At 69.4% G+C, this 21,912-nt stretch carries 19 protein-coding genes and 1 pseudogene; 16 read left to right on the top strand and 4 right to left on the bottom strand.

The features are described 5' to 3' along the window. Positions 1-1,209: pseudogene (locus ACLQ7T_RS07005) on the bottom strand (hypothetical protein); the annotation flags it as partial. Positions 1,210-1,439: 230 nt separating this feature from the next. Between ACLQ7T_RS07005 and ACLQ7T_RS07000 the strand changes: the two are divergent. The 9 genes from ACLQ7T_RS07000 to ACLQ7T_RS06960 all read left to right on the top strand — a co-directional run bounded on the left by ACLQ7T_RS07000 (position 1,440) and on the right by ACLQ7T_RS06960 (position 10,981). After that, the gene (locus ACLQ7T_RS07000) at positions 1,440-1,610 is read left to right on the top strand and encodes a hypothetical protein (RefSeq protein WP_420478778.1); all 171 of its coding nucleotides are present in this window, start codon (positions 1,440-1,442) and stop codon (positions 1,608-1,610) included. Continuing rightward, positions 1,601-3,718, top strand: a complete 2,118-nt coding sequence (gene flgK / locus ACLQ7T_RS06995; RefSeq protein ID WP_420478777.1) for a flagellar hook-associated protein FlgK — start codon at positions 1,601-1,603, stop codon at positions 3,716-3,718. Before ACLQ7T_RS07000 ends, flgK begins: the two co-directional genes overlap by 10 nt. Further along, positions 3,718-4,644: a flagellin gene (locus ACLQ7T_RS06990; protein WP_420478776.1), complete on the top strand. Its 927-nt coding sequence runs from the start codon at positions 3,718-3,720 to the stop codon at positions 4,642-4,644. Before flgK ends, ACLQ7T_RS06990 begins: the two co-directional genes overlap by 1 nt. 65 nt (positions 4,645-4,709) lie before the next feature. Continuing rightward, complete coding sequence (locus tag ACLQ7T_RS06985; RefSeq protein ID WP_420478775.1) at positions 4,710-5,951, top strand: putative DNA modification/repair radical SAM protein; 1,242 nt, start codon at positions 4,710-4,712, stop codon at positions 5,949-5,951. Next, entirely contained in the window at positions 5,951-7,378 is a 1,428-nt protein-coding gene (locus tag ACLQ7T_RS06980) for a UdgX family uracil-DNA binding protein (RefSeq protein WP_420478774.1), read from the top strand. The genes ACLQ7T_RS06985 and ACLQ7T_RS06980 overlap by 1 nt, the downstream gene beginning before the upstream one ends. 118 nt (positions 7,379-7,496) lie before the next feature. After that, positions 7,497-8,612: an ABC transporter permease gene (locus ACLQ7T_RS06975; RefSeq protein WP_420478773.1), complete on the top strand. Its 1,116-nt coding sequence runs from the start codon at positions 7,497-7,499 to the stop codon at positions 8,610-8,612. After that, the gene (locus ACLQ7T_RS06970; protein WP_420478772.1) at positions 8,609-9,406 is read left to right on the top strand and encodes an ABC transporter ATP-binding protein; all 798 of its coding nucleotides are present in this window, start codon (positions 8,609-8,611) and stop codon (positions 9,404-9,406) included. The genes ACLQ7T_RS06975 and ACLQ7T_RS06970 overlap by 4 nt, the downstream gene beginning before the upstream one ends. Positions 9,407-9,419: 13 nt before the next feature. Beyond that, a complete protein-coding gene (locus ACLQ7T_RS06965) occupies positions 9,420-10,358 on the top strand; it encodes an MlaD family protein (RefSeq protein WP_420478771.1) in 939 nt (312 codons plus the stop codon). After that, positions 10,355-10,981 (top strand): ABC-type transport auxiliary lipoprotein family protein, encoded by a 627-nt coding sequence (locus tag ACLQ7T_RS06960; RefSeq protein ID WP_420478770.1) that lies wholly within the window; start codon positions 10,355-10,357, stop codon positions 10,979-10,981. The genes ACLQ7T_RS06965 and ACLQ7T_RS06960 overlap by 4 nt, the downstream gene beginning before the upstream one ends. On the opposite strand, the gene ACLQ7T_RS06955 is transcribed toward ACLQ7T_RS06960, so the two are convergent. Genes ACLQ7T_RS06955 through ACLQ7T_RS06945 form a run of 3 tightly spaced genes read right to left on the bottom strand, consistent with a single transcriptional unit; the run spans position 10,978 to position 13,244 of the window. Next, positions 10,978-11,835 (bottom strand): toxic anion resistance protein, encoded by an 858-nt coding sequence (locus ACLQ7T_RS06955; protein ID WP_420478769.1) that lies wholly within the window; start codon positions 11,833-11,835, stop codon positions 10,978-10,980. The genes ACLQ7T_RS06960 and ACLQ7T_RS06955 overlap by 4 nt on opposite strands. Positions 11,836-11,886: 51 nt before the next feature. After that, complete coding sequence (locus ACLQ7T_RS06950) at positions 11,887-12,540, bottom strand: 3-oxoacid CoA-transferase subunit B (RefSeq protein WP_420470673.1); 654 nt, start codon at positions 12,538-12,540, stop codon at positions 11,887-11,889. Then, positions 12,540-13,244, bottom strand: a complete 705-nt coding sequence (locus tag ACLQ7T_RS06945; protein ID WP_420478768.1) for a CoA transferase subunit A — start codon at positions 13,242-13,244, stop codon at positions 12,540-12,542. Before ACLQ7T_RS06945 ends, ACLQ7T_RS06950 begins: the two co-directional genes overlap by 1 nt. Before the next feature lie 473 nt (positions 13,245-13,717). Here ACLQ7T_RS06945 and ACLQ7T_RS06940 point away from each other — a divergent pair, with 473 nt between their 5' ends. From ACLQ7T_RS06940 to ACLQ7T_RS06910, 7 genes are all read left to right on the top strand, one after another. Further along, positions 13,718-14,743, top strand: a complete 1,026-nt coding sequence (locus ACLQ7T_RS06940; protein WP_420478767.1) for an SAM-dependent methyltransferase — start codon at positions 13,718-13,720, stop codon at positions 14,741-14,743. Between the two features lie 10 nt (positions 14,744-14,753). Continuing rightward, positions 14,754-15,167 carry a DUF2177 family protein gene (locus ACLQ7T_RS06935; RefSeq protein ID WP_420470670.1) on the top strand — a complete coding sequence of 138 codons (414 nt, stop codon included), beginning with the start codon at positions 14,754-14,756 and terminating at the stop codon, positions 15,165-15,167. 115 nt (positions 15,168-15,282) lie between these two features. Then, on the top strand, positions 15,283-16,158 hold the full coding sequence (locus tag ACLQ7T_RS06930; protein WP_420478766.1) for an SGNH/GDSL hydrolase family protein: 876 nt from the start codon (positions 15,283-15,285) through the stop codon (positions 16,156-16,158). Between the two features lie 2 nt (positions 16,159-16,160). Then, positions 16,161-17,426 carry a GDSL-type esterase/lipase family protein gene (locus ACLQ7T_RS06925; RefSeq protein ID WP_420478765.1) on the top strand — a complete coding sequence of 422 codons (1,266 nt, stop codon included), beginning with the start codon at positions 16,161-16,163 and terminating at the stop codon, positions 17,424-17,426. Further along, the gene (locus ACLQ7T_RS06920; protein WP_420478764.1) at positions 17,426-18,841 is read left to right on the top strand and encodes an MBOAT family O-acyltransferase; all 1,416 of its coding nucleotides are present in this window, start codon (positions 17,426-17,428) and stop codon (positions 18,839-18,841) included. Before ACLQ7T_RS06925 ends, ACLQ7T_RS06920 begins: the two co-directional genes overlap by 1 nt. Positions 18,842-18,856: 15 nt before the next feature. Continuing rightward, positions 18,857-19,384, top strand: coding sequence for a hypothetical protein (locus ACLQ7T_RS06915; protein ID WP_420478763.1), 528 nt, complete (start codon positions 18,857-18,859; stop codon positions 19,382-19,384). A 77-nt stretch (positions 19,385-19,461) separates the two neighbouring features. Then, complete coding sequence (locus ACLQ7T_RS06910; protein ID WP_420478762.1) at positions 19,462-21,903, top strand: alpha/beta hydrolase family protein; 2,442 nt, start codon at positions 19,462-19,464, stop codon at positions 21,901-21,903. The last annotated feature ends 9 nt before the right edge of the window (positions 21,904-21,912 follow it).

The raw sequence follows: 21,912 nt of genomic DNA, 5'->3' as shown, positions 1-21,912 counted from the left end.
GGCGCGTTCGCTGAGGGCGCGCAGACGCGGGGCTTCGGCCGGACCTGGGGCCACGGGGGACGCGGCGGCCTCGGGGGCGTCCGTGGTCACCGGTCGCGCGTCAGCGTCCGGGAAGGCGGTCCCGGCGGTCGGCGTCAGGGCCTCGTCTTCGTTCGCAGCCGGACGGACTTCGGCGGTGGAGGCCGGCTGCGGCGCTTCACGCGGCGGGACACGGACAGCCGTCGCGGCCGGAGAAGGGGCGGTTGCCGGGGGCTGGGCCGGGGGCTGGGCCGGGGGCTGGGTCAGGGGCGCGGCGGTGACGGGCTTGCCGGGCGTGGGGGCGGGGTCCGCCAACACGGGCTCGACGGGGTCGGACGCGGGCGCCGTTTCCGGAGCCGGATGTTCGGCCGTCAGCGTCTGAAGACGTTCGGCGACTTCGGAGCGACCGGTCATGCGCGCGAAGGCGGCTTCCCGGCGCCGATCAGGCTGTTCAACGCCCGGACGAACCAGAGGCTCGGGCGTGGCCGCCTTCCGTTCGGGCCCGGCGTCCGCGCGGGGCTGGACCTGGGCGTCATCAGCGGGGTCCGGCTTGATCGCCGGACGCACGTCCGGACCGGCGTCGGCGGACTTCGCGGCCGGAACCGGTTCGGCGGTCGGGCGCACCAGCGGGGCGTCGGCGTCCTTGTCGGCCGCCGCGGGCGCCGGCGGCAGGGGCGGTTGCACCTGCGGCTGCGCAGGGGTGTCGGCGAAGGCCCCGGTCTGCCCCGCCGGGGCGGCAGGCTGAACGAGCGGCTGGACGAGGGGCGCGGCGACCGTCTGCGCCGGGGCGGCCGACGCGGTCGCGTCCTCATCTCCGGGCTCCTTCGCCGTCGGGGGCGAAAGGTCGGGCTGGACCTGCGGTGCGGGCGCCGAGGGCTCTGCAGCCGGAATGACCGCCGAGGGGGGCGGGGTCTCGGCCGGAGCCTCGTCGATCACGATCGACAGATCCGCGCCGGCCCGCAGCGTCAGGGAGGGCAGGGTCGGCGCGCGGAGCTGCGAAGCGGCCGGGGCGACGACGGAGGCCTGCACGGATGACCCCGTCGCGTCGGGGGTCGGCAGATCGGCCGCCTCTGCGCCGGCCAGGGCGGACAGCAGGCCCCCGAAGACCGACGCGTCGACCGGCGCCGTCGCCTGGGAGGGCGTCGGTGCGGCGGGCGCGATCATGTTCAGCAGGGCTGAGGCGGTCGACATGGGGTCCGGGCGGAAATCGCCGAGTGGAGGGCCGGGGCGCGTCCTGCGCCGAACATTCGGACCCTCCGGCGCAAGTCGCGGGCCACTCGCGAATTTTGGGCCAACTTACTGTTTTTACGTGGTTATGATGGGGGCGTCGGACGCCGACTGATGGCGATGTCCGGTCGAAACTTGCCGCGTGACGACCAATCTTGCCCGGCGCCTTTTGTCGCCGGCGACGGGAGCGACCTTTGGCCCGCCGCTTGCGCCTGTTGTTGGTCATGAGCCAGGTGCAAAACGCGATCATGCGAAAATTCAAAGAGTTGCCGGATCGCCTCCGCGCGGCTGCCGGGCAAAAAGCGCGCGGCGGCTGGCAGACCTTGCCGGGCGCCCGCCTGATGGAGGTCCGCGCATGTCTGTGACCAGCATCCTCAACAACGCCAATACGGGACTGATCGCAGCCCAGACCCAGCTCCGGGTGGTTTCGGACAACGTCTCGAACGTCAACACGCCCGGCTATGTGCGCAAGGTCGCCGACCAGGTCGCCCTGTCGAGCCAGGGCGTGGGCAGCGGGGTCGAGGTCGCCCGCATCCGTCTGGCCACCGACCGCTTCCTGCAGGCGGCCAGCCTGAGCGCCGGCGCCGAGGCCGCGCGGCAGGGCGTGCGCTACGAACTCTATGACCGGATCCAGTCGCTGTTCGGCGATCCGGGCGGCGACAGCGGCTTCTTCGCGCAGGTCGACGGCGTCTTTTCGGCCTTCGCCTCCAGCGCCGAGGACCCGACCTCCTCGCCCCGCCGTCAGGACGCCCTGTTCAAGACCCAGGCCCTGTTCGATGAGGCGACGCGGATCGCCAACCAGATCCAGGCGGTGCGCGAGGACGCGGACGGCCGCATCCAGAGCGCGGTCGAGAACGCCAACAACCTGCTGGGCCAGATCGAGGCCCTGAACGTCGAGATCGCCCGGGCCAAGGTGGTGAACGGCGACGCCTCCGGCGCGGAGACAGCGCAGGCGGCCCTGGTCGACCAGCTGGCTCAGTTGATGGATGTTCGCGTCACGGCGCGCACGATCGGGGGCATCACCATCCGCACGGGCAACGGCGCCCTGCTGGCGGGCGAGGGTTCGGGAACCCTGTCCTATACGCGCGCGGGCACGGTGACCGGCGAGACGAACTTCAACGACATCTGGGTCACCGAGCCCGGCGGCACCAAGCTGTCGCTGATGGACAGCGTGACCTCGGGCGAGATCAAGGGGCTGGTCGAGTTGCGCGACGTCGAGGCTCCGGCCGCCGCCGCCCGCCTGGCCGAGCTGATCACCCATGTCGCGGACGAGCTGAACCGCGCCCACAACGCCAACTCCTCCATGCCCGCGCCGAACCGGCTGGACGGCCGCAATGTCGGACAGTCGCTGGAGAGCGCCCTGACCGGCTTCACCGGCCAGACGACCATCGCGGTCACCGACAATGCGGGCGTCATCCAGCAGCGGGTCGATATCGTCTTCAGCGGCGCGACCATGACGGTGAATGGCGTGGCGGCGGATCCCACCACCTTCCTGGCGACCCTGAACGCCCAGCTGGGCGGCGCCGCCTCGGCGTCGTTCACGGACGGCAAGCTGTCGATCGTGGCCACCAACCCCGCCCAGGGCATCGCCATCGCCGACGATCCGACGACGCCGTCGAACAAGGCCGGGCGCGGCTTCTCGCACTATTTCGGCATGAACGATCTGATCTCGACGGATCGTCCAGCGCTTTATGACACCGGCCTGACCCTGGCCTCGCCGCACGGCTTTACGGCCGGGCAGACGATGACCTTCCGGTTCTCGAGCGAGACCGGATCGCGGATCCGCGACATCGAGGTGGCGGTGCCGCCGGGCGGCACCGTCGGCGATCTGATCAACGCCCTGAACAACCCGGCGACGGGTGTGGGCGCCTACGGCTCCTTCTCCCTGGCCGCCGACGGGTCCCTGAGCTTCAGCGGCGTCGGAAGCCCGCCGCTGACCATGAGCGTGCTGAACGACAACACCAGCCAGGTGCCGTCCGGCATTACGGCGACGGAGATGTTCGGGATCGGCGCGGGGGTGCGGATTTCGCGCGCCGACGGCTTCTCGCTGCGGACCGACATCCGTCAGAATCCGTCGAAGCTGGCGCTCGGGCAGCTGAACCTCGCGGCGGCTGCGGGGTCGCCGGCCCTCAGCTCCGGCGACGGCCGTGGCGCCCTGCTGCTGGCGGACGCCGGTGAGCGGACGGCCAATTTCCAGTCGGCGGGCGGATCCTCGGGCGGTCCGATCTCGGTGTCGCGCTATGCGTCGGAGCTGGCGGGCGACATCGGCGGCAAGGCGACGGCCTCGAAGAACCGCAAGGAGACCTCCGAGGCGCTCTACACCGAGGCCACCGCCCGCCGGACGGCCTTTGAGGGCGTGAACCTCGACGAGGAGCTGGTGCTGATGACCACCTACCAGCAGGCCTTCAACGCTTCGGCCCGTCTGATCCAGGCGGCCCGGGACATGTACGACACCATTCTGGGGATGGTCTGATGAACCGCGTCGCGACGTTCGGAAACTACCAGTCGGCCCTGCTTGATCTGATGGCCGCCCAGACGCGGGCGCTTGAGGCCCAGGAGCGGGTGTCGACCCAGAAGAACGCCACCGACCTGACGGGTTTCGGCCGGCAGTCCGAAACCCTGACCGCGCTGAAAGGCGCACAGAGCCGACTGCAGGGCTTCGTGGAGACGTCGGAGGCTGTGACCTCGCGCCTGACTACCCAGGATCTGGCCCTGACCCAGATCAGCGACGGCGTCGAGGCGATCCGCGCCAGCATCGGCAACGCCCTGGCCTCGGACTCCGCGACCTCGCTGATGCTGGAGCTGGAAGGCCAATTCCAGACCGTTCGCGGCGGCCTGAACATGCGGCACCAGGGCGGCTATCTGTTCGCGGGCACCCAGGTGAACACCCCGCCGTTGGACATCACCAACCTGACCGAACTGGCCGCGGCTCCGTCGGTCGCCTCGATCTTCCACAACGACACCCTCAAGACCGCCAGCCGGGTCGCCGAGGGCACGACGCTGGAAACCGGCTTCCTCGCCAATGAGGTCGGAACGGATGTCATGGACATCCTGAGGGACATCCAGAACTACAACACCGGACCCAACGGTCCGCTGACCGGCAAGCTCACCGAGGATCAGAAAGCCTGGCTGGCGACACAGCTGACCCGTCTGGAGACGGCGGGGCAGGGGGTGATCGACAAGGGGGCGACGACCGGCTCGCTGGCCAATCAGGTCGACAGCATCATGAAGGGCCACAACGCCCAGCTGGAGTCGCTGTCCGAGCTGGTGTCCAAGCGGACTGACGCGGACATGGCCAAGGCGGTGACCGATCTCCAGCTGTCCCAGGTGGCGATCGAGGCCTCGGCCCAGGTGATCAACCAGCTTCGCCAGGTGTCCCTGCTCAACTTCCTGAGTTAAATCCGGAAAAATCGAAAACGGCTCCGCTGGACAGCCCTTCCTGCTATGGAACATAGTGGGAACAAATGGCGCAGGTTGATCTCAGACGAAAGCTGTCGGTGCTGGCCGACGCGGCCAAATATGACGCCAGTTGCGCCTCGTCCGGCACGTCCCGGCGCGACTCGTCCGACGGCAAGGGACTCGGCTCCACCGAAGGCATGGGCATCTGTCACGCCTACACCCCCGACGGCCGGTGCGTGTCCCTGCTGAAGATCCTGCTGACCAATTTCTGCATCTACGACTGCGCCTACTGCATCAACCGGGCGTCCTCGAACGTCGAGCGGGCGCGGTTCAGCGTGCAGGAGGTGGTCGACCTGACGCTGAACTTCTATCGGCGCAACTATATCGAGGGCCTGTTCCTGTCGTCCGGGATTATCCGTTCGGGCGACTACACCATGGAACAGCTGGTCCTGGTGGCGAAGACGCTGCGGGAGCGGCACGGGTTCCGCGGCTATATTCACCTGAAGCTGATCCCCGAAGCGGACCCGGCCCTGGTCGAGGCGGCGGGCCTCTACGCCGATCGTCTGTCGGCCAACATCGAGCTGCCGCGCGACGAGGCCCTGCAGCGGCTGGCGCCCCAGAAGGACGTCGGGGTGATCAAGAAGGCGATGGGGCAGGTCCGGCTGCGCGCCGAGGCGGCCCGGCCGGAAAGGCGGGACCGGATCAAGCCGCCGAAATTCGCCCCGGCCGGTCAGTCGACCCAGTTGATCGTCGGGGCCGACGGGGCGCCGGACACCGAGATCATCGACCGGTCCGCGTCGCTTTACGGCGGCTACGGCCTGCGCCGGGTCTACTATTCGGCGTTCAGCCCGATTCCGGACGCCTCGACCAACCTCCCGCTGCAGAAGCCGCCCCTGATGCGGGAGCACCGCCTCTACCAGGCCGACTGGCTGATGCGGTTTTACGGTTTCTCCCCGCCCGAGATCGGCGAGGCGACGACGGACGGGATGCTGGATCTGGCCATCGATCCCAAGCTGGCCTGGGCCCTGAACCGCCGTGAGCAATTCCCGGTCGATGTGAACACCGCGCCAAGGGAGATGCTGCTCCGCGTTCCGGGGCTGGGGGTCAAGTCGGTCGACCGGATGATCTCGGTCCGCCGCTACAGGACCCTTCGGCTTGAGGACGTGGCGCGACTTTGTCGGGGCATCGACAAGGTGCGGCCCTTCATCGTGGCGCTGGACTGGACGCCGGGGGGGCTGACCGACGCGGCGGACCTCAGAGCCCGCATCGCACCCGACGCGGCGCCGAGGCAGATGAGCCTGTTCTGATGCGGGTCGGCGTGCTGGAGAGCGAAACCGACTTCGCCGGCTGGCGGCGGGCGGCGCGCGCGTTCCGCCTGGCCGGGACGCCGCCCGCGGACGCCGCCTTCAGGGTCGGCGAAGGGGGCGGCGGTCTGTTCGACGAGGCGCCGCCCGTCGGGGACGGGGGCGCGCAGTTTCCCGTCCCGCGCGCCTTTGTGGAGTTGGCCGAGGCGGTCATCCTGCACCGCTCGGAGGATCGGTTCGACCTGCTCTACCGGCTGCTCTGGAGGCTCGGGCGGGAGCCGGACCTGCTCCGGGTGCTCAGCGACCGGGATGTCGCCGACGCCCTGGAGCGGGCGAAGAACGTCAGCCGGGCCAGCCACAAGATGAAGGCCTTCGTCCGCTTCCGCCTGTCGGAGGAGGAGGGCGCGGAGCACTGGATCAGCTGGTTCGAGCCGGCCCACAGGGTGCTGGAGCGGACGGCGCCCTTCTTCGCCCGCCGGTTCGCGACCATGCGCTGGTCCATCCTGACGCCCGACGGCGCCGCGCACTGGGACGGCGACCGGCTGTCGTTCGGGCCGCCCGCGACACGGGACATGGCGCCGGCCGAGGACGAGATCGAGGACTTCTGGAAGACCTACTACGCCTCGACCTTCAATCCGGCGCGGCTGAAGACCCGGACCATGCGGGGCGAGATGCCGAAGCGGTACTGGGCCAACCTGCCCGAGGCGTCGCTCATTCCGGATCTGGTCGCCTCGGCGGCGACCCGGTCCGAGGCCATGATCGCGACGCCCGCGCCCGAACCCAACGCCCGGCTGGCGAAGACCCTGTCGCGATTGAACCGGGACCGGGCGTTCGAGGAGGGGTTCACGCCGTCCTCATTGGAAGAGCTGGGGCAGGCGGTGCAGGCCTGTCGGCGCTGCCCCCTGTGGCGGGACGCCACCCAGGGGGTGTGCGGTCAGGGCGCGCGCAAGGCCCGCCTGATGATCGTCGGCGAGCAGCCCGGGGATCATGAGGATCTGTCCGGTCGGCCCTTCGTGGGGCCCGCCGGGCAGGTGCTGGACGCCGCGCTGGCGGAGGCCGGGATCGATCGGGACGACGCCTTCGTCACCAATGCGGTCAAGCATTTCAAACACGTCCCGCGCGGAAAGCGGCGGATTCACCAGACCCCCACGACCAGCGAGGTGACGGCGTGCCGCTGGTGGCTGGACGCCGAAAGGGCTCTGGTCAGGCCGCGGGTGATCCTGAGTCTGGGTGGGACGGCGGCGCTTGGCGTTCTGGGGCAAAAGCCCGCGGTGACCCGGATGCGGGGGCAGGCTTTGGCGCTTCCGGACGCGACGGCCTTGCTGACCATCCATCCTTCGTATCTGTTGCGTCTTCCGGATCCGGAGGCTGCGGCCAGGGAGCGCGAACGGTTCTTCGCCGACCTGAAGATGGTCCAACGCCTGCTTTGATGCGTAAACGTTTGAAACCGTGGCTGAACGAATACGGCCGCGTGGCGTTGTGGTGAACAGGGGCAGCTTTGCCGTAGGCGGCGATAGGCAAGCGGAACGGGGCGATCTAGGTAGGGGCATGGCCGCAGCGGATTTCCAGATCGATGAAGGGGACGCGGGCCTGACCCTGCGCCTGACCGGCGACTGGACCGCGACCCAGCTGGGCCGGGTCTCGCGACGCCTCGACGACCAGTTGCACGGGCGGGACATCGACTCGGTCGACCTGTCCGGCCTGGGCCGGTTCGACACCGCCGGCGCGCTGGCGATCATTCAGGCCGGCCATGTCCGCCTGCCGGACGGAGCCTGGGCCGACCGGCCGGAAGCCGGCCGCACCTATGCGATGATCGAGAAGCTGGAGCGCGAGAGCGCCGGCCCGCCGAAGCGATCGTCCAACTGGGTCAGGGGTTTCGCCAAGATCGGACGGGGCGTCCACGACATCGGCGCCGAGGCGACCCTGTCCATGGCGTTTCTCGGCCGGCTGGTCACGGCGACCGGATCGACGATCAAGCACTGGGAGCAGATCCGCTGGCCGGCCTGGTTCAGCCAGGGCGAACGGGCCGGTCTGGACGCCATCCCGATCGTGGCGGTGACCAACTTCTTCATCGGCGCCGTCATCGCCTTCCTCGGCGCCAACCTGCTGACCCAGTTCGGGGCCGGGGTGTTCACCGTGCAGCTGGTCGCCGTGGCGACCCTGCGGGAGCTGGCGGTCCTGATCACCGCCATCCTGCTGGCGGGCCGCTCGGCTTCGTCCTTCGCCGCCGAGATCGGCTCGATGCGCATGAATCAGGAGGTCGACGCCATGCAGGTGATGGGGGTGAACCCCTTCCAGGCGCTGGTCATCCCCCGTCTGGCCGCCATGCTGGCCATGCTGCCGATCCTGACCTTCATCGGGATCATCGCCGGCCTGTTCGGCGGCCTTCTGGTGACCTGGAGCCAGCTGAGCTACGGCCCGGCCTTCTTCATCCAGCGCATCAGCGAGGACCCGATGATGGGCAACCATCTGATGGTCGGCATGGTGAAGGCCCCCGTCTTCGCCATCGTCATCGCCGCCATCGGCTGCCGTCAGGGCATGGCCGTGGCCGGGGACGTGGAGAGCCTGGGCCGGCGGGTCACCGCGGCGGTGGTGCAGGCCATCTTCGCCATCATCTCGCTGGATGCGGTCTTCGCCCTGATCTTCCTGGAGCTCAACCTGTGACGGCTCCGCATATCCCGGTCTTCCCCCAACCGCCCGAGACCCTCATCGAGGTGCGCGGCCTGTTGAGCCAGTTCGGTGACCGCGTCATCCACGAGACCCTCGATCTCGACGTCGTTCGGGGCGAGGTGCTGGGCGTGGTCGGTGGTTCGGGCACCGGCAAGACGGTCCTTCTGAACACCATTCTGGGCCTGAAGGAGCCCGAGGGCGGAACGGTCCGCATCCTCGGCCATGACCGCACCGAGATGACCAAGGCGCAGGAGGCGGACGTGGAGCGTCGCACCGGCGTCCTCTTCCAGCAGGGCGCGCTCTTCTCGTCGCTGAGCGTGATCGACAATGTGGCGTCGCCGCTGGTGGAGCATACGAAGCTGTCGCGCGAGGTGATCCGCGAGCTGGCCGAGATGAAGATCGCCATGGTCGGTCTCAAGCCGGAGGCGCACCATCTGAAGCCCGCCGAGCTGTCGGGCGGCATGCGCAAACGGGTCGGACTGGCGCGGGCGCTGGCTCTGGACCCCGAGCTGCTGTTCCTCGACGAGCCGACCGCCGGGCTGGACCCGATCGGCGCCGCGGCTTTTGATGATCTGATCCGTCAGCTGTCGGACGATCTGGGCCTGACGGTCTTCATGATCACCCACGATCTCGACAGCCTCTACGCCATCACCGACAAGGTCGCGGTGCTGGCGGACAAGCATGTGGTCGCCAAGGCGGCCGTTCAGGAACTCGAGACCTCGGACCATCCCTGGATCCGGGAATACTTCCTCGGACCGCGCGGACGCGCGGTTCACAAGGCGGCTTGAGGAGAGCCGGAGAATGGAAAGAGACGCCCACTACGCCGCCGTCGGCATCGCTACCGTCGCCCTTCTGGCGGCGCTGGCCGTGTTCACGATCTGGTTGGCCCGCCTGCAGTTCAACAGCGAGTACGATGTCTATGACATCGTCTTCTACGGTCCCGTGCGCGGTCTGTCGGAAGGCGGCGAGGTGCATTTCAACGGCATCCGCGTCGGCGAGGTGACGGACCTGAATCTCGACCCGAACAAGGGGGACCAGGTCATCGCCCGCATCCGGGTGGACGCCAAGACGCCGGTCCGGGTGACCAGCCGGGCGCAGCTTGAGCCGCAGGGCATCACCGGCCTGAACTACATCCAGATCACGGCGGGAGACCCGAACAGCGCCATCCTCAAGGAGCAGTACCCGGACAATGTCTATCCGGTCATCCAGAGCCAGCCCTCGCCGATCTCGGAGCTGCTGTCGGGTTCGGGCACGGTGTTGGCCCAGACGGTGGACGCGCTGAACCGGATCAACCGGGTGCTGTCGGACGACAACGTCCGCAGCTTCTCGACCAGTCTGAAGAACGTCGAGGCCCTGACGACCGAGCTGGAGGCTCGCAAGGCCATGTTCGAGCAGCTGGAGCAGGCCCTGACCCGCGCCAATTCCGCGGTCGCCGAGTACGAACGGCTGGCGATCAGTGCGCGGGATCTGGTGGAGAACGGCGGCGCCCAGGCCGTGGCCAACGTCAACAGCGCCGCGGAAGAGGCCAAGGCCGCCGCGGCCTCGATCAACCGCTCGGCCACCAATGTCGAACAGCCTCTGGCCGAGTTCGCCGCGTCCGGCCTGCCGCAGCTGCAGCAGACCATCAACGAGCTGGATGACGCCATCCGCTCGCTGCAGTCCCTGATCGACGACGTGCGATCCAGCCCGCGGGAGTTCATCGCCCGTCCCGAGACCCGCGAAATGGAGGTCCAGCCGTGAGCCGTACCCTGAAGAGCGCCGCCATCGCGGCCGCCGTCGTCGCGCTGGGCGGCTGTTCGCTGCTGGCGACGCCCGAGCCGGTCCAGCTGTACCGCTTCGGCAATCTGCCCATGGGGGCGGTGGAGCGGGCGCTGGCCGGTCCCGAGGTGCAGGTGGTGATGCGCCGGCCCGAGTTCGCCCAGGCCGTCCGCGGCGATCGCATCCTCGGCGTGACCGGCGCCGAGGCGGCCTACATCAAGGGCGCGCGATGGGTGAGCTCGGCGGATGTCCTGTTCAGCGAGTCCCTCGAGAGCGCCTTCGCGGCCCAGGCGGAACGGGTGCGTCTTGTCGGTCCGCGGGAGCTGACGCGCACGTCGCAGGCCCTGGACATCGACGTCCGGACCTTCGAGGCCCGCTATCGCTCGCCCGGCGTTGCGCCGGTGGCGACGGTCATCGTCCGTGTCCGTCTTCTGAACGCCCAGGATCGCACGGTTCAGTCCGAGCAGGTCTTCATGGTCGAGCGTCCGGCGACGGAGAACCGGGTCGGGGCGATCGTCAGCGCCTTCGACGACGCGAGCCGCGAGATCAACAGCCAGATCGTGGCGTGGACGGACCAGAACGCCCGGAACGTCCCGGCGGGCTAGAGCCCGTTGCGGACGCCGGCCAGCCGGCTTTCGACGTCGGCGCGGCGGTCGCGGGCGGCCGCGATGCCCTTGAGGGCGCGGTCGATACGGGCCAGCAGGTCATCGCGGAGACGCAGCAGGCGATCGCGGTCCGGCCGGACCTTCTTCGGCCGACGGCCCGCAAGGCCCAGCGCATCCTTCCAGTCCTCGCGCCAGGCCACCGCGCCCTCGGCGCAGGGCTTGAGCAGGTCGGCGAAGCGGATGTCGGCGTTCTGGGCGTTGCGGATCAGGGGCAGGGCGGCCACGGCGGCGTTGCGGCAGGCGTCGAGCGTCGCCCTGCGGGCCTCCAGAGGATGCGGCGGTTGCTCCTCGCCCGCGTCGGCGGTCGGGACGTGGCCGGTCAGGCGGCGGGCGGCGGCGGCGAGGTGGGCGTCCAGCTCGACCACGGCGTCCCGGGCCTCGGCCCAGACCGTCTCGAGCGCGGTTGAGCGGCGTCCGATGCCCTCCATCCAGCCGGCGAGGTCGCGACCGACGTCATCGACGGTGGCGGCGGCGCGGGCATAGGCGGCGCGGAAGGCCTTGAGGCGGCGCTTGCGGCTGTCGAACAGGCCGGCGAGGCCCCGGCGCGGCTCCAGCGCTTCGGGCCGCAGGCTCTCCAGCACCGAGCGGGCATGGGTCAGCTGGGCCTGGGCCTCGGTCAGGTCGCCGGTGCGGGCGGCTGCGAGGGCGCGCTCGATCTTCTCGACAGCGGCCATGCGGGCGGGCTCGGCGAAGGCGTCCGCCTGATCGTCCTGCCAGGCGTCATGAATGGCCTCGACCCGCGCCGCGTCGGGCATGGGCGCGTTGCCCTGCCAGCGATAAGCCCCGTCCGCCATATGCCTACTCCCACCCGGCGGGCTCTCCCGGCCCGCTGGGTGAAAGGTTAACTACGACTTCAGGCTGTCGGCAACGGTGTAGGTCGCCTCGGTCTTCGCGGCGACCTCCTCAAGGGTGACGCCGTCGGCCAGTTCGATCAGCTCCAGACCGGCGCCGTTCGGCTTGACGTCGAAGACGCACAGGTCGGTGATGATGCGGCTGACCACGCCCGTGCCGGTCAGCGGCAGGGTGCAGGCTTTCAGGACCTTGGACTGGCCGTGCTTGTTGGCGTGATCCATGACCACGACCACGCGCTTGACGCCGGCGACCAGGTCCATGGCGCCGCCCATGCCCTTCACCAGCTTGCCCGGGATCATCCAGTTGGCGATGTCGCCGTTCTCGGCCACTTCCATGGCGCCCAGGATGGACAGGTTGATGTGGCCGCCGCGGATCATGGCGAAGCTGTCCGAGGAGCTGAAATAGCTGCTCTCGGGAATCTCGGTGATGGTCTGCTTGCCGGCGTTGATGAGGTCCGGATCGACCTCGTCCTCATAGGGGAAGGGGCCCATGCCGAGCATGCCGTTCTCGGACTGCAGGGTGACCTCCATCCCTGCGGGGATGTAGTTGGCGACCAGGGTCGGGATGCCGATCCCGAGGTTCACGTAGAAGCCGTCCTGCAGCTCGTGCGCGGCGCGGGCGGCCAGTTGTTCGCGGGTGCGGGCCATCAGGCTTCTTCCTTCTGACGGACGGTGCGCTGTTCGATGCGCTTCTCGGACTGGGTCAGGACAATGCGGTCGACGTAGATGCCGGGGGTGTGGATCTGGTCGGGATCCAGCGTGCCGGTGGGGACGATGTGCTCGACCTCGACCACGGTCACCTTGCCGGCGGTGGCCATCATCGGATTGAAGTTGCGGGCGGTCTTGCGGAACTGGAGGTTGCCGCGGCCGTCGGCCTTCCACGCCTTGACGATGGCCAGGTCGGCGACGAGGCCGGTCTCCATGACGTAGTCGCGGCCGTTGAAGTTGCGCACTTCCTTGCCCTCGGCGACCAGGGTGCCGACGCCGGTGGCGGTGAAGAAGGCGGGGATGCCCGCGCCGCCGGCGCGGATGCGCTCGGCCAGGGTGCCCTGCGGGTTGAACTCCAGCTGGAGCTCGCCGGCCAGGTACTGGCGCTCGAACTCCTTGTTCTCGCCGACGTAGGACGAGATCATCTTGGCGATCTGTTTGGTCTCCAGCAGCTGGCCGAGACCGAAGCCGTCGACGCCGGCGTTGTTGGAGATGACGGTGATCCCCTTCACGCCCGAGTCGCGCAGGCCCGCGATCAGCTTCTCGGGGATGCCGCACAGGCCGAAGCCGCCGGACATCACGGTCATGCCGTCGAACGTCAGGCCGTCCAGCGCGGACGCCACGTCGGGAAAGATCTTCCGCATCGCTTCCTCATGTTTTCATCGCCTGATGAATATCGGCGACCTTGGGTCGTCCCTAACGCGCGGGACCGGGCGGGGCAAGTGTGGCGGATCGGCCCCGGGGCTGATCGGCGGGAGCGGGGCCGGGCGATGGTCGCGGGTGCGAGGCGGCGGAGGTGTCCGGGACTGTCGAAAAACACCGTCCAGACCGTCCAGACCGTCTGAATCGTCTATGGGGCTTTACGGGCTGAAATTCAGTGGCGGCGGGGTTTCAGGGGCGGTCATGGGAAGAGCGGGCGGAATATTACCCGGGTGATGATTGATCAGTTGAGGTGAGGCGATCGACGGAAGGGTAACAGCCCGATGCGTCAGGAATGGACGTGTCGGGTCGTCCGGTCGTCTGTCGTCGTCCCGGCATCCGTAGCGGGGGCTTCGGGGGGGCATACCGAAAGGCGCGGCGATCGCATCCAATCCGGGCCGCTCCGCGTATGCAGGGCATGAACATCGCCAATGTCGCCATTCGCCATCTGCAGGACGCGCCGTTCCCGGATTTCGTGACGCGCCCCGCCATCGACAGCCTCGTCACCGAGGCGCGCAAGCGTCTGGACCGGGAGGGGCCGCACGACCAGGGCGCCTTCGCCCGACAGATGGCCGAGCGGGCCATCGCCGAACACACGGATGCGGCCAATGACCAGCACTACGAGCTGCCGCCGGAGTTCTTCCGCATCTGTCTGGGCAAGCGGCTGAAATATTCGTGCTGCCTGTATCCGGATGCGACGACGACGCTGGATCAGGCGGAGGAGGCGGCCCTGGCGGCGACGGGCCTGCACGCGGGTCTTGAGGACGGGCAGTCGGTGCTGGAGCTGGGCTGCGGCTGGGGCTCGTTGAGCCTGTGGATGGCCGAGACCTATCCGAACAGCCGGATCACGGCGGTGTCGAACAGCCACGGCCAGCGCGGCCACATCGAGGCCGAGGCGGCGTCGCGGGGGCTGACGAACCTGACCGTCATTACCTGCGACATGAACGACTTCCAGACCGAGGGCCTGTTCGACCGGATCGTCTCGGTCGAGATGTTCGAGCATATGGCCAACTGGCGGGCGCTGCTGACGCGGGCCAAGGGCTGGCTGAAGTCCGACGGGCGGATGTTCGTGCACATCTTCACCCACCGCGACGCGCCCTATCGCTTCGACCACACCGACAGCGGCGACTTCATCGCCCAGCATTTCTTCACCGGCGGAGTGATGCCCAGCCGCGGACTGATGCGGGAGTTCCCGGACCTGTTCGAGGTCGAGCAGGAGTGGACCTGGAACGGGGTGAACTACAAACGCACCGCCGATGACTGGCTGAAGAACATGGACGCCGAACCCGAACGGGTGATGGCCCTGATGCGCGAGACCTACGGCGCGGACGCCGAGCTGTGGCGGCGGCGCTGGCGGCGGTTCTACATGGCCACGGCCGGCCTGTTCGGGAACGACGGCGGCCGGACCTGGGACGTGACCCACTATCGACTCAAGCCGGCCTGAGGAGGGAAGGATGCTGAAGTATGTGTTCGCCTATCTGGGCGCTGGGCTGACCTTTGCGGCGATCGATGCGGTCTGGCTGACCACGATGACCGACCGGCTGTACAAGCCCGTGCTGGGGCCGATCCTCGCCGACAAGCCGAACATGGTTGCGGCGGTGGCCTTCTACCTGATCTCCATCCTCGGCACCGTGGTGCTGGCCATCGCGCCCGCGCTGCAGTCCGGCGGCTGGGCGCGGGCAACGGTCAGCGGGGCGGTGCTGGGGTTCGTCGCCTATGCGACCTACGACCTGACCAACCAGGCGACGCTGGAGAACTGGTCGACACGGCTGACGCTGATCGATCTGGCCTGGGGCACGGTGCTGACCGGGACCTGCGCCACGGCAGGCTATTTCGCGGCCCGCTGGGCCGAGGGGAAGTGGGGCTGAGGGCCTGATCTCCGGGACACGGGTTAACCTTTTTCTTCGCGTCACGCGGGCGTTTGGTGGCAGGCGACCGCTGATAGGGTAAAAGGCGATCCGTAGGCGTTCCGGGGGCTTGAGAGTGAAGGCGGGCATCAACGCACTGACGGCGACCTTTGTGGTCGGGGTCATCGCCGGGCTGGCGCTGACGCCGGACGGCCGCGACTGGATGCGCCGTCCGACCCTGCTGCTGGGCGGACAGGCCGCGGCGTCCGCGCCGCCGTCCGCTGAAGCCGAGGCCGCGCCGGTCGTGGCGCCGAGCGCGCCCGCGCCGGTGGTGACCGCCGTGACGCCGCTGGGCGAGCGTCTGGCCAAGGGTTCGCTGCGGATCGGGGTGTTCGGAGATTCGATGGCGGACGGCCTGTACGCGGGCCTGTATCGCGACCTGCACGGCACGCCGAACGTGTCGGTGACCAAGTTCTCGCAGGTCTCCACGGGCCTGAGCCGCTACGACTATGTGGACATTCAGGCCAGGACGCGCGGCCAGCTGGATCAGCAGCCCGTGGATGTGGCCGTGGTGCTGTTCGGCACCAATGACGCGCAAGGGATCGAGCTGGACGGGACCGTCCACGCCTTCGGCACCGAGGGCTGGAAGGCCGCCTATGCGAAGCGGGTGGATGATCTGGTGACCCTGCTGCGCAGCCGCGATGTGGCCGTGTACTGGGTCGGCCTGCCACGCATGAAGCGCGAGAGTTTTGACGGGCGGATGAGCCTGATCAACGAGGTGGTGTCGGCGCGAATGCGGGCGCTGGGCGTCCCCTATATCGAGACCACGGCCCTGACCTCGAACGATGACGGCGGGTATGAGGCCTATCTGCCGAACGCTGCGGGCCGCCGCACGCTGATGCGGGCCAACGACGGCATCCACATGTCGATGGCCGGATACCTGCGGATGAGCGCGCCGGTGGCCGAGCGGCTGAAGCGTGATGCGGGCCTGACCGCCGAACCCGCGGCCTGACCATGAGAACGGCGCGAGGGGCGCTGATCGCGATCCTTCTGGCTGCGGCGGCTCCGGCCGCGGCCCAGACCCCCTATGTGGCGCAGACCCTGCCGGAGCCGGGCGCGGGACTCTGTCCGGGCGGGCTGTGCCAGCCGGAGGCGATGGCGGGTGTCTTCGCAGCCCTTGCGGCGGCCGAGGCGGGCGACCGCAGCCGACCCGTCCACATCCTGCAACTGGGCGACAGCCATACGGCGGGGGACCGGATCACCGGCAAGCTGCGGGTCGACCTGCAGCGTCGGTTCGGTCGGGCCGGGCGCGGCGTGGCCCCGCCGGGGCTCCCCTACGAGGGCTATGCGCCCTACCAGATGACCGTGGCGCAGCGGGGTTGGGTGATCGAGAACGCGCCCCTGCAGCCGCCGGCCGGCGCGCCGACGCCGCGGACGGGGCTGGCGGGCACACGCGCGACCGGCACGCGCGATGCGGTGATGGGTTTCGATCTGGAGCCGGGCGCCGAGGCGACGGTGCTGGGCGTCTGCGGGCGCGGGGCCCCGTCGGGTGCGGTGCTGTCGGTCGAGGCGGGCGGCGTCGCGCGGGAACTGGATCTGGGTCGGGGCGGGACGACCGTCTGCCGCGACATGCCCCTGCCCGGGCCCGCCCGCTCGGTGCGGCTGGTGGCCGGGGGGGACGGGACGGTGATCGATTCCGTGCGGCTGGACGGCGCCGGACGCGGCGTGACGGTGTCCAATCTCGGTCGGGTCGGGGCGACCCTGCGTGATCTGGCCGTGCGGGATGAGGCGACCGTGGCGACGGAGCTGGCGGCCTGGCGGCCGGATCTGATCGTCCTGGCCTACGGAATCAATGATGGATTCGACGATGGCCTGGACGGGGCGGCCTATGAGGCCCTGCTGCGCGGGCAGATCGCCCGGTTGCGCCGGCTGTCGCCGGGCGCCGCCCTGCTGATTCTGGATGCGCCGGACGGTCTGAGAAGCGGCGCGGCGGGCGGCTGCAGCGCCGACGGGACGCGGGCGCCGCCGCCGAAGCTGGCGGTGGTCCGGGATGTGCAGCGCCGGGTCGCCGCCGATCTGGGCGTCGCGTTATGGGACTGGCACGGTCGGATGGGGGGAGACTGTTCGGCGGATCGTCTGGCGCTGGGGGCCGAGCCCCTGATGCGCGGCGACCGGGTCCATTTCACGAGTGCGGGGGCCGACTGGATCGGCGGCATCCTGTCGGGCGACCTGATGGCCGCCTATGACCGCTGGAAGGCTGCAGAGGGGGGCGTGGACTAGTGCTGTTTCCCACGCTCGCCTTCGGCGTCTTCTTCCTGTTCGTCTATTTCACCACCTGGTCGCTGGATCGCGAGAACGGGCGGCGCAAGCTGTTCCTGCTGCTGGCCAGCTGGTTCTTCTACGCCCAGTGGGACTGGCGGTTCGTCGGCCTGCTGATCCTGTCGGCGGTGCTGAACTGGGGCATAGCGGCCCTGATCGCGCGGAAGATGGAGCGGGAGGGCGAGGGGGCCAAGCGCGGCTGGCTGGTCGGGCTGGGCGTGGCGGCGAACCTGCTGATCCTCGGCTTCTTCAAATACTACGGCTTCTTCGTGGAGCAGGCGGGCGACCTGTTGGCGCAGTTCGGCTGGGAGCGGGACCTGCCGCTGCTGGAGATCGTGCTGCCGGTGGGGATCAGCTTCTTCACCTTCCAGGGCATCAGCTATGTCGTGGACGTGCATCGCGGAAAGACGCCGCCGGCGAAGAGCCTGCTGGACGTCATGCTGCTGATGAGTTTCTTCCCGCATCTGGTGGCCGGGCCCATCGTGCGGGCGTCGGACCTGCTGCCGCAGTTCGAGCGGGCGCCGCGGCTGACGCGGGAGATGGCCGCCCACGGCCTGCTGCTGATCTGCTGGGGCCTGTTCAAGAAGACGGTGATCGCGTCCGAGCTGTCGGTGAATCTGGTCGATCCGGTCTTCTTCGACCCGTCGGCCCATTCGGCCATCGACATCGCGGCGGCGGTCTATGGCTATGCGGTGCAGATCTACTGCGACTTCTCGGCCTATTCGGACATGGCCATCGGGATCGCGGCCCTGCTGGGCTACTCCTTCCCGCGCAATTTCGACCAGCCTTACCGGGCGTCGTCGATGCAGGACTTCTGGCGGCGGTGGCACATCAGCCTGTCCAGCTGGCTGCGCGACTATCTGTATGTGCCGCTGGGCGGGGGCCGCAAGGGGCTGATCCGGTCTTGCCTGAACGTCTTCATCACCATGGTGCTGGGCGGGCTGTGGCACGGGGCGGCGTGGACCTTCCTGGCGTGGGGCGCGCTGCACGGGGGCGTGCAGGTGGTCGAGCGTCTGGGACGTTCGGTGTTCGGGGACCGCAAGATCATGCCGACGGTGGTCGGGGTGCTGATCACCTTCCACATCGTCTGCCTGGGCTGGATCCTGTTCCGGGCCGAGACCTTCGACCTGGCCATGGCCATGCTGGCGGGGCTGGGCCGGATCGGGCCGGTGACGATGCTGACGCCGCTGCTGCTGGTGCTGATCCTGGGCGGGCTGGCCATGCACTGGCTGCCGCCGCGGGCGGTGGAAGGGATGGCCGAGCGGCTGAAGACGGCGCCGTCGATCACGCTCGGCGTCCTGATCGGCATCGCCATCCTGCTGGTCGAGGCCGTGCGGCCCGAGGGCGTGGCGCCCTTCATCTATTTCCAGTTCTGAACCGTTGGAGCACCCATGACCGACGAGAAGGATCAGAACGGGGCCGGGCAGGTCATCCCGCTGGAGCCCTTCCCGACGCATCGGCCGGAATCGCCCTTCCCGCCGCTGTACGAGAGCCTGCCGCCGCGGGACCCGCCCAGCGACTGGATCCAGTCGGCGGATGCGCATGACCTGCCGACCGCGCCGGAGCCGGCCCGGCCCAATCCGTTGCTCGCCCTGGGACGGTTCGCCTTCCCGCCGGGGCCGCCGATCGACGATGAGGGGCTGGCGGCGCGCGACCTGCGCTGGACGACCCAGACCCTGGTGATCGCCGGCGTCTTCCTGCTGGTCTTCAACGCTGTCTCCCCTCTGAACTGGTCGCACCAGCAGGCGCCGGGCTGGGTGTCCGAGACGGTGGAAAGGGTGTCCGAAGCCTGGGTGGGGCAGCTGGCGCAGCTGGGCGTCGACATGCCGCGGCAGGGCCTGCGCGAGGCCTGGTTCGGGGCCCGGGACGCCCGTTTCCCGGGGCAGGAGCCGCCGCCGCCCCGCCCTGATACACCGTAACAGCGGCTTGACCGTGCGGGGAGGCGGCCTCTAGCGTGCCCCGCCCGCAAGTCGGCGGGCGCTCAAGGGGCTGTTCCATGCGTCATCGTCTGCTTGCCCGGGCTCTGCCCGCCTTCGTCCTCCTGGCCGCCGTGGCCGGCCCCGCCCTGGCGCAGGAGGCCCTGACCTACCAGCAGCCCCCGGCGCCGATCGCCGACATTCTGGATACGAAGCCGACGCCGAGCTCGAGCCTGAGCCCGGACCGCTCGACCCTGGCGCTGTTCGACCGCTCGAACCTGCCGCCGATCGCCGAGCTGGCCGAGCCGATGCTGCGGCTGGGCGGCTACCGCATCAATCCGCGCAACAACGGCGCGGCCAACAGTCGGGTCAGCTGGCTGACCGGGCTGAGCTTCCAGCCGGTGAACGGCGGCGCGTCGCGGACCGTGCAACTCCCGGCCAACGCCCGCTTCCTGTCGCCCAGCTGGTCTCCGGACGGATCGAAGGTGGCCTTGCTGATGGACGCCCCGACGGGGTTGGAGCTGTGGGTGGTGGACGTCGCCACGGCGCGGGCGCGGAAGCTGACGGAGGCGCGGGTGAACGCGGCCTCGGGCGGCGCCTTCGACTGGCTGGCCGACAGCGCCGGTCTGGTGGTGCGTCTGACGCCGGAGGGCCGGGGCGCCGCGCCGGACGTGAGCCGTCCGCCCGCCGGTCCGACCGTCGCTGAAAGCATGGGCCGGGTGGCCCCGGCGCGGACCTATCAGGACCTGCTGTCGAACGCCGGGGACGAGGCCCTGTTCGACTATTATTTCACCTCGCAGCTGACCTATGTGCCGCTGAACGGGCGGGCGCGGACCCTCGGCGCCCCGGCGGTCTATCTGGGGGCGAGCACCTCGCCGGACGGGCGCTATGTGCTGACCACGACGGTGAAGCGGCCCTTCAGCTATGTGGTGCCGGCCAGCCTGTTCCCGTCGGAGACCAGGGTCATCGACCTGCAGGGGCGGACCGTTCACCAGGTCGCCGACCTGCCGCTGCGGGACAATATCCCGACCCCGTTTGACGCCGTGGCGCCGGGGCCGCGCTCGATCCAGTGGCGGGCGGATGCGCCGTCGACCCTGGTGTGGACCGAGGCGCAGGACGGCGGCGACCCGCGCACGGCGGCCGAGGTGCGCGACCGGGTCTTCATGCTGGCGGCCCCGTTCAGCGCGCCGCCGACGACCCTGATCGATCTGAACGAACGCTACGGCGGGATCACCTGGGGCGATGCGGACACGGCGCTGGTCAACAGCCGCTGGTTCAACACCCGCCACGAGACCCGCTATGTGATCGATCCCTCGAACCCGGGGACCGGCCGGGTGCTGCTGGAGCGGAACTATCAGGACCAGTACAACAACCCCGGCTCGCCGCTGACCGAGCCGAACGCCCAGGGCTTCAATGTGGCGCGCTTCACGGCGGACGGCCGCCTGCTGATGACCGGTCCGGGCGCGACGCGTGAGGGGGAGTATCCCTTCCTCGCCACCATGGATCTGAACAGCGGCCGGTCGGAGCGTCTGTGGACCTCGGCGACCGGTGAATACGAGAGCGTCGTCGGCATTCTGGATGACGGCGCCCGCCGTCTGGTCACCCGCCGGGAGACGAAGGCCGATCCGGCGAACCTGTTCGTGCGCGATCTGGACAGCGGCGACCGCACGGCCCTGACGACCTTCGCCGATCCGGCGCCGCAGCTGGCGGGCGTGTCGCGCCAGCTGATCACCTACACCCGCGCCGACGGGGTGCAGCTGTCGGGCACCCTGTATCTGCCCGCCGGATACGACAAGGACCGTGACGGCCCGCTGCCGCTGGTGATGTGGGCCTATCCGGCCGAATTCACCGACGCCTCGGTGGCCGGGCAGGTGGTCGACACCGCCAACCGCTTCGTGCGCCCGGGCGGGTCGAGCCATCTGTTCCTGCTGACGCAGGGCTATGCGGTGCTGGACGACCCGTCGATGCCGATCATCGGCAAGGACGGGGCCGAGCCGAACGACACCTATATCGAGCAACTGACGGCCAGCGCCGAGGCGGCGGTCAATGCGGTGGTCGAGATGGGTGTGGCGGACCGTGACCGGATCGCCGTCGGCGGGCACAGCTACGGCGCCTTCATGACCGCCAACCTGCTGGCCCACACGGACCTGTTCCGCACCGGCATCGCCCGCTCGGGCGCCTACAACCGCACCCTGACGCCGTTCGGCTTCCAGGCCGAGCAGCGGACCTACTGGCAGGCGGAGGACACCTACAACGAGATGTCGCCGTTCGCCTTCGCCGATCAGGTCAATGAGCCGATCCTGCTGATCCACGGGGAGGCGGACGACAACTCGGGCACCTTCCCGATCCAGTCCGAGCGCTTCTATGCGGCGCTGAAGGGCAACGGGGCGCAGGTGCGCTACGTGGTCCTGCCGCTGGAAGCCCACGGCTATCGCGCGCGGGAGTCGGTCGGTCACACCCTGTGGGAGATGACCCGCTGGCTGGACACCTATGTGAAGAACGCGGGGCCGCGGGAGCAGTAAGTCCTTCTC

Origin of the sequence: Brevundimonas sediminis (assembly GCF_048799765.1) — a bacterium.
GTDB lineage: Bacteria > Pseudomonadota > Alphaproteobacteria > Caulobacterales > Caulobacteraceae > Brevundimonas.
This window is presented reverse-complemented; position numbering and strand designations above follow the sequence as displayed.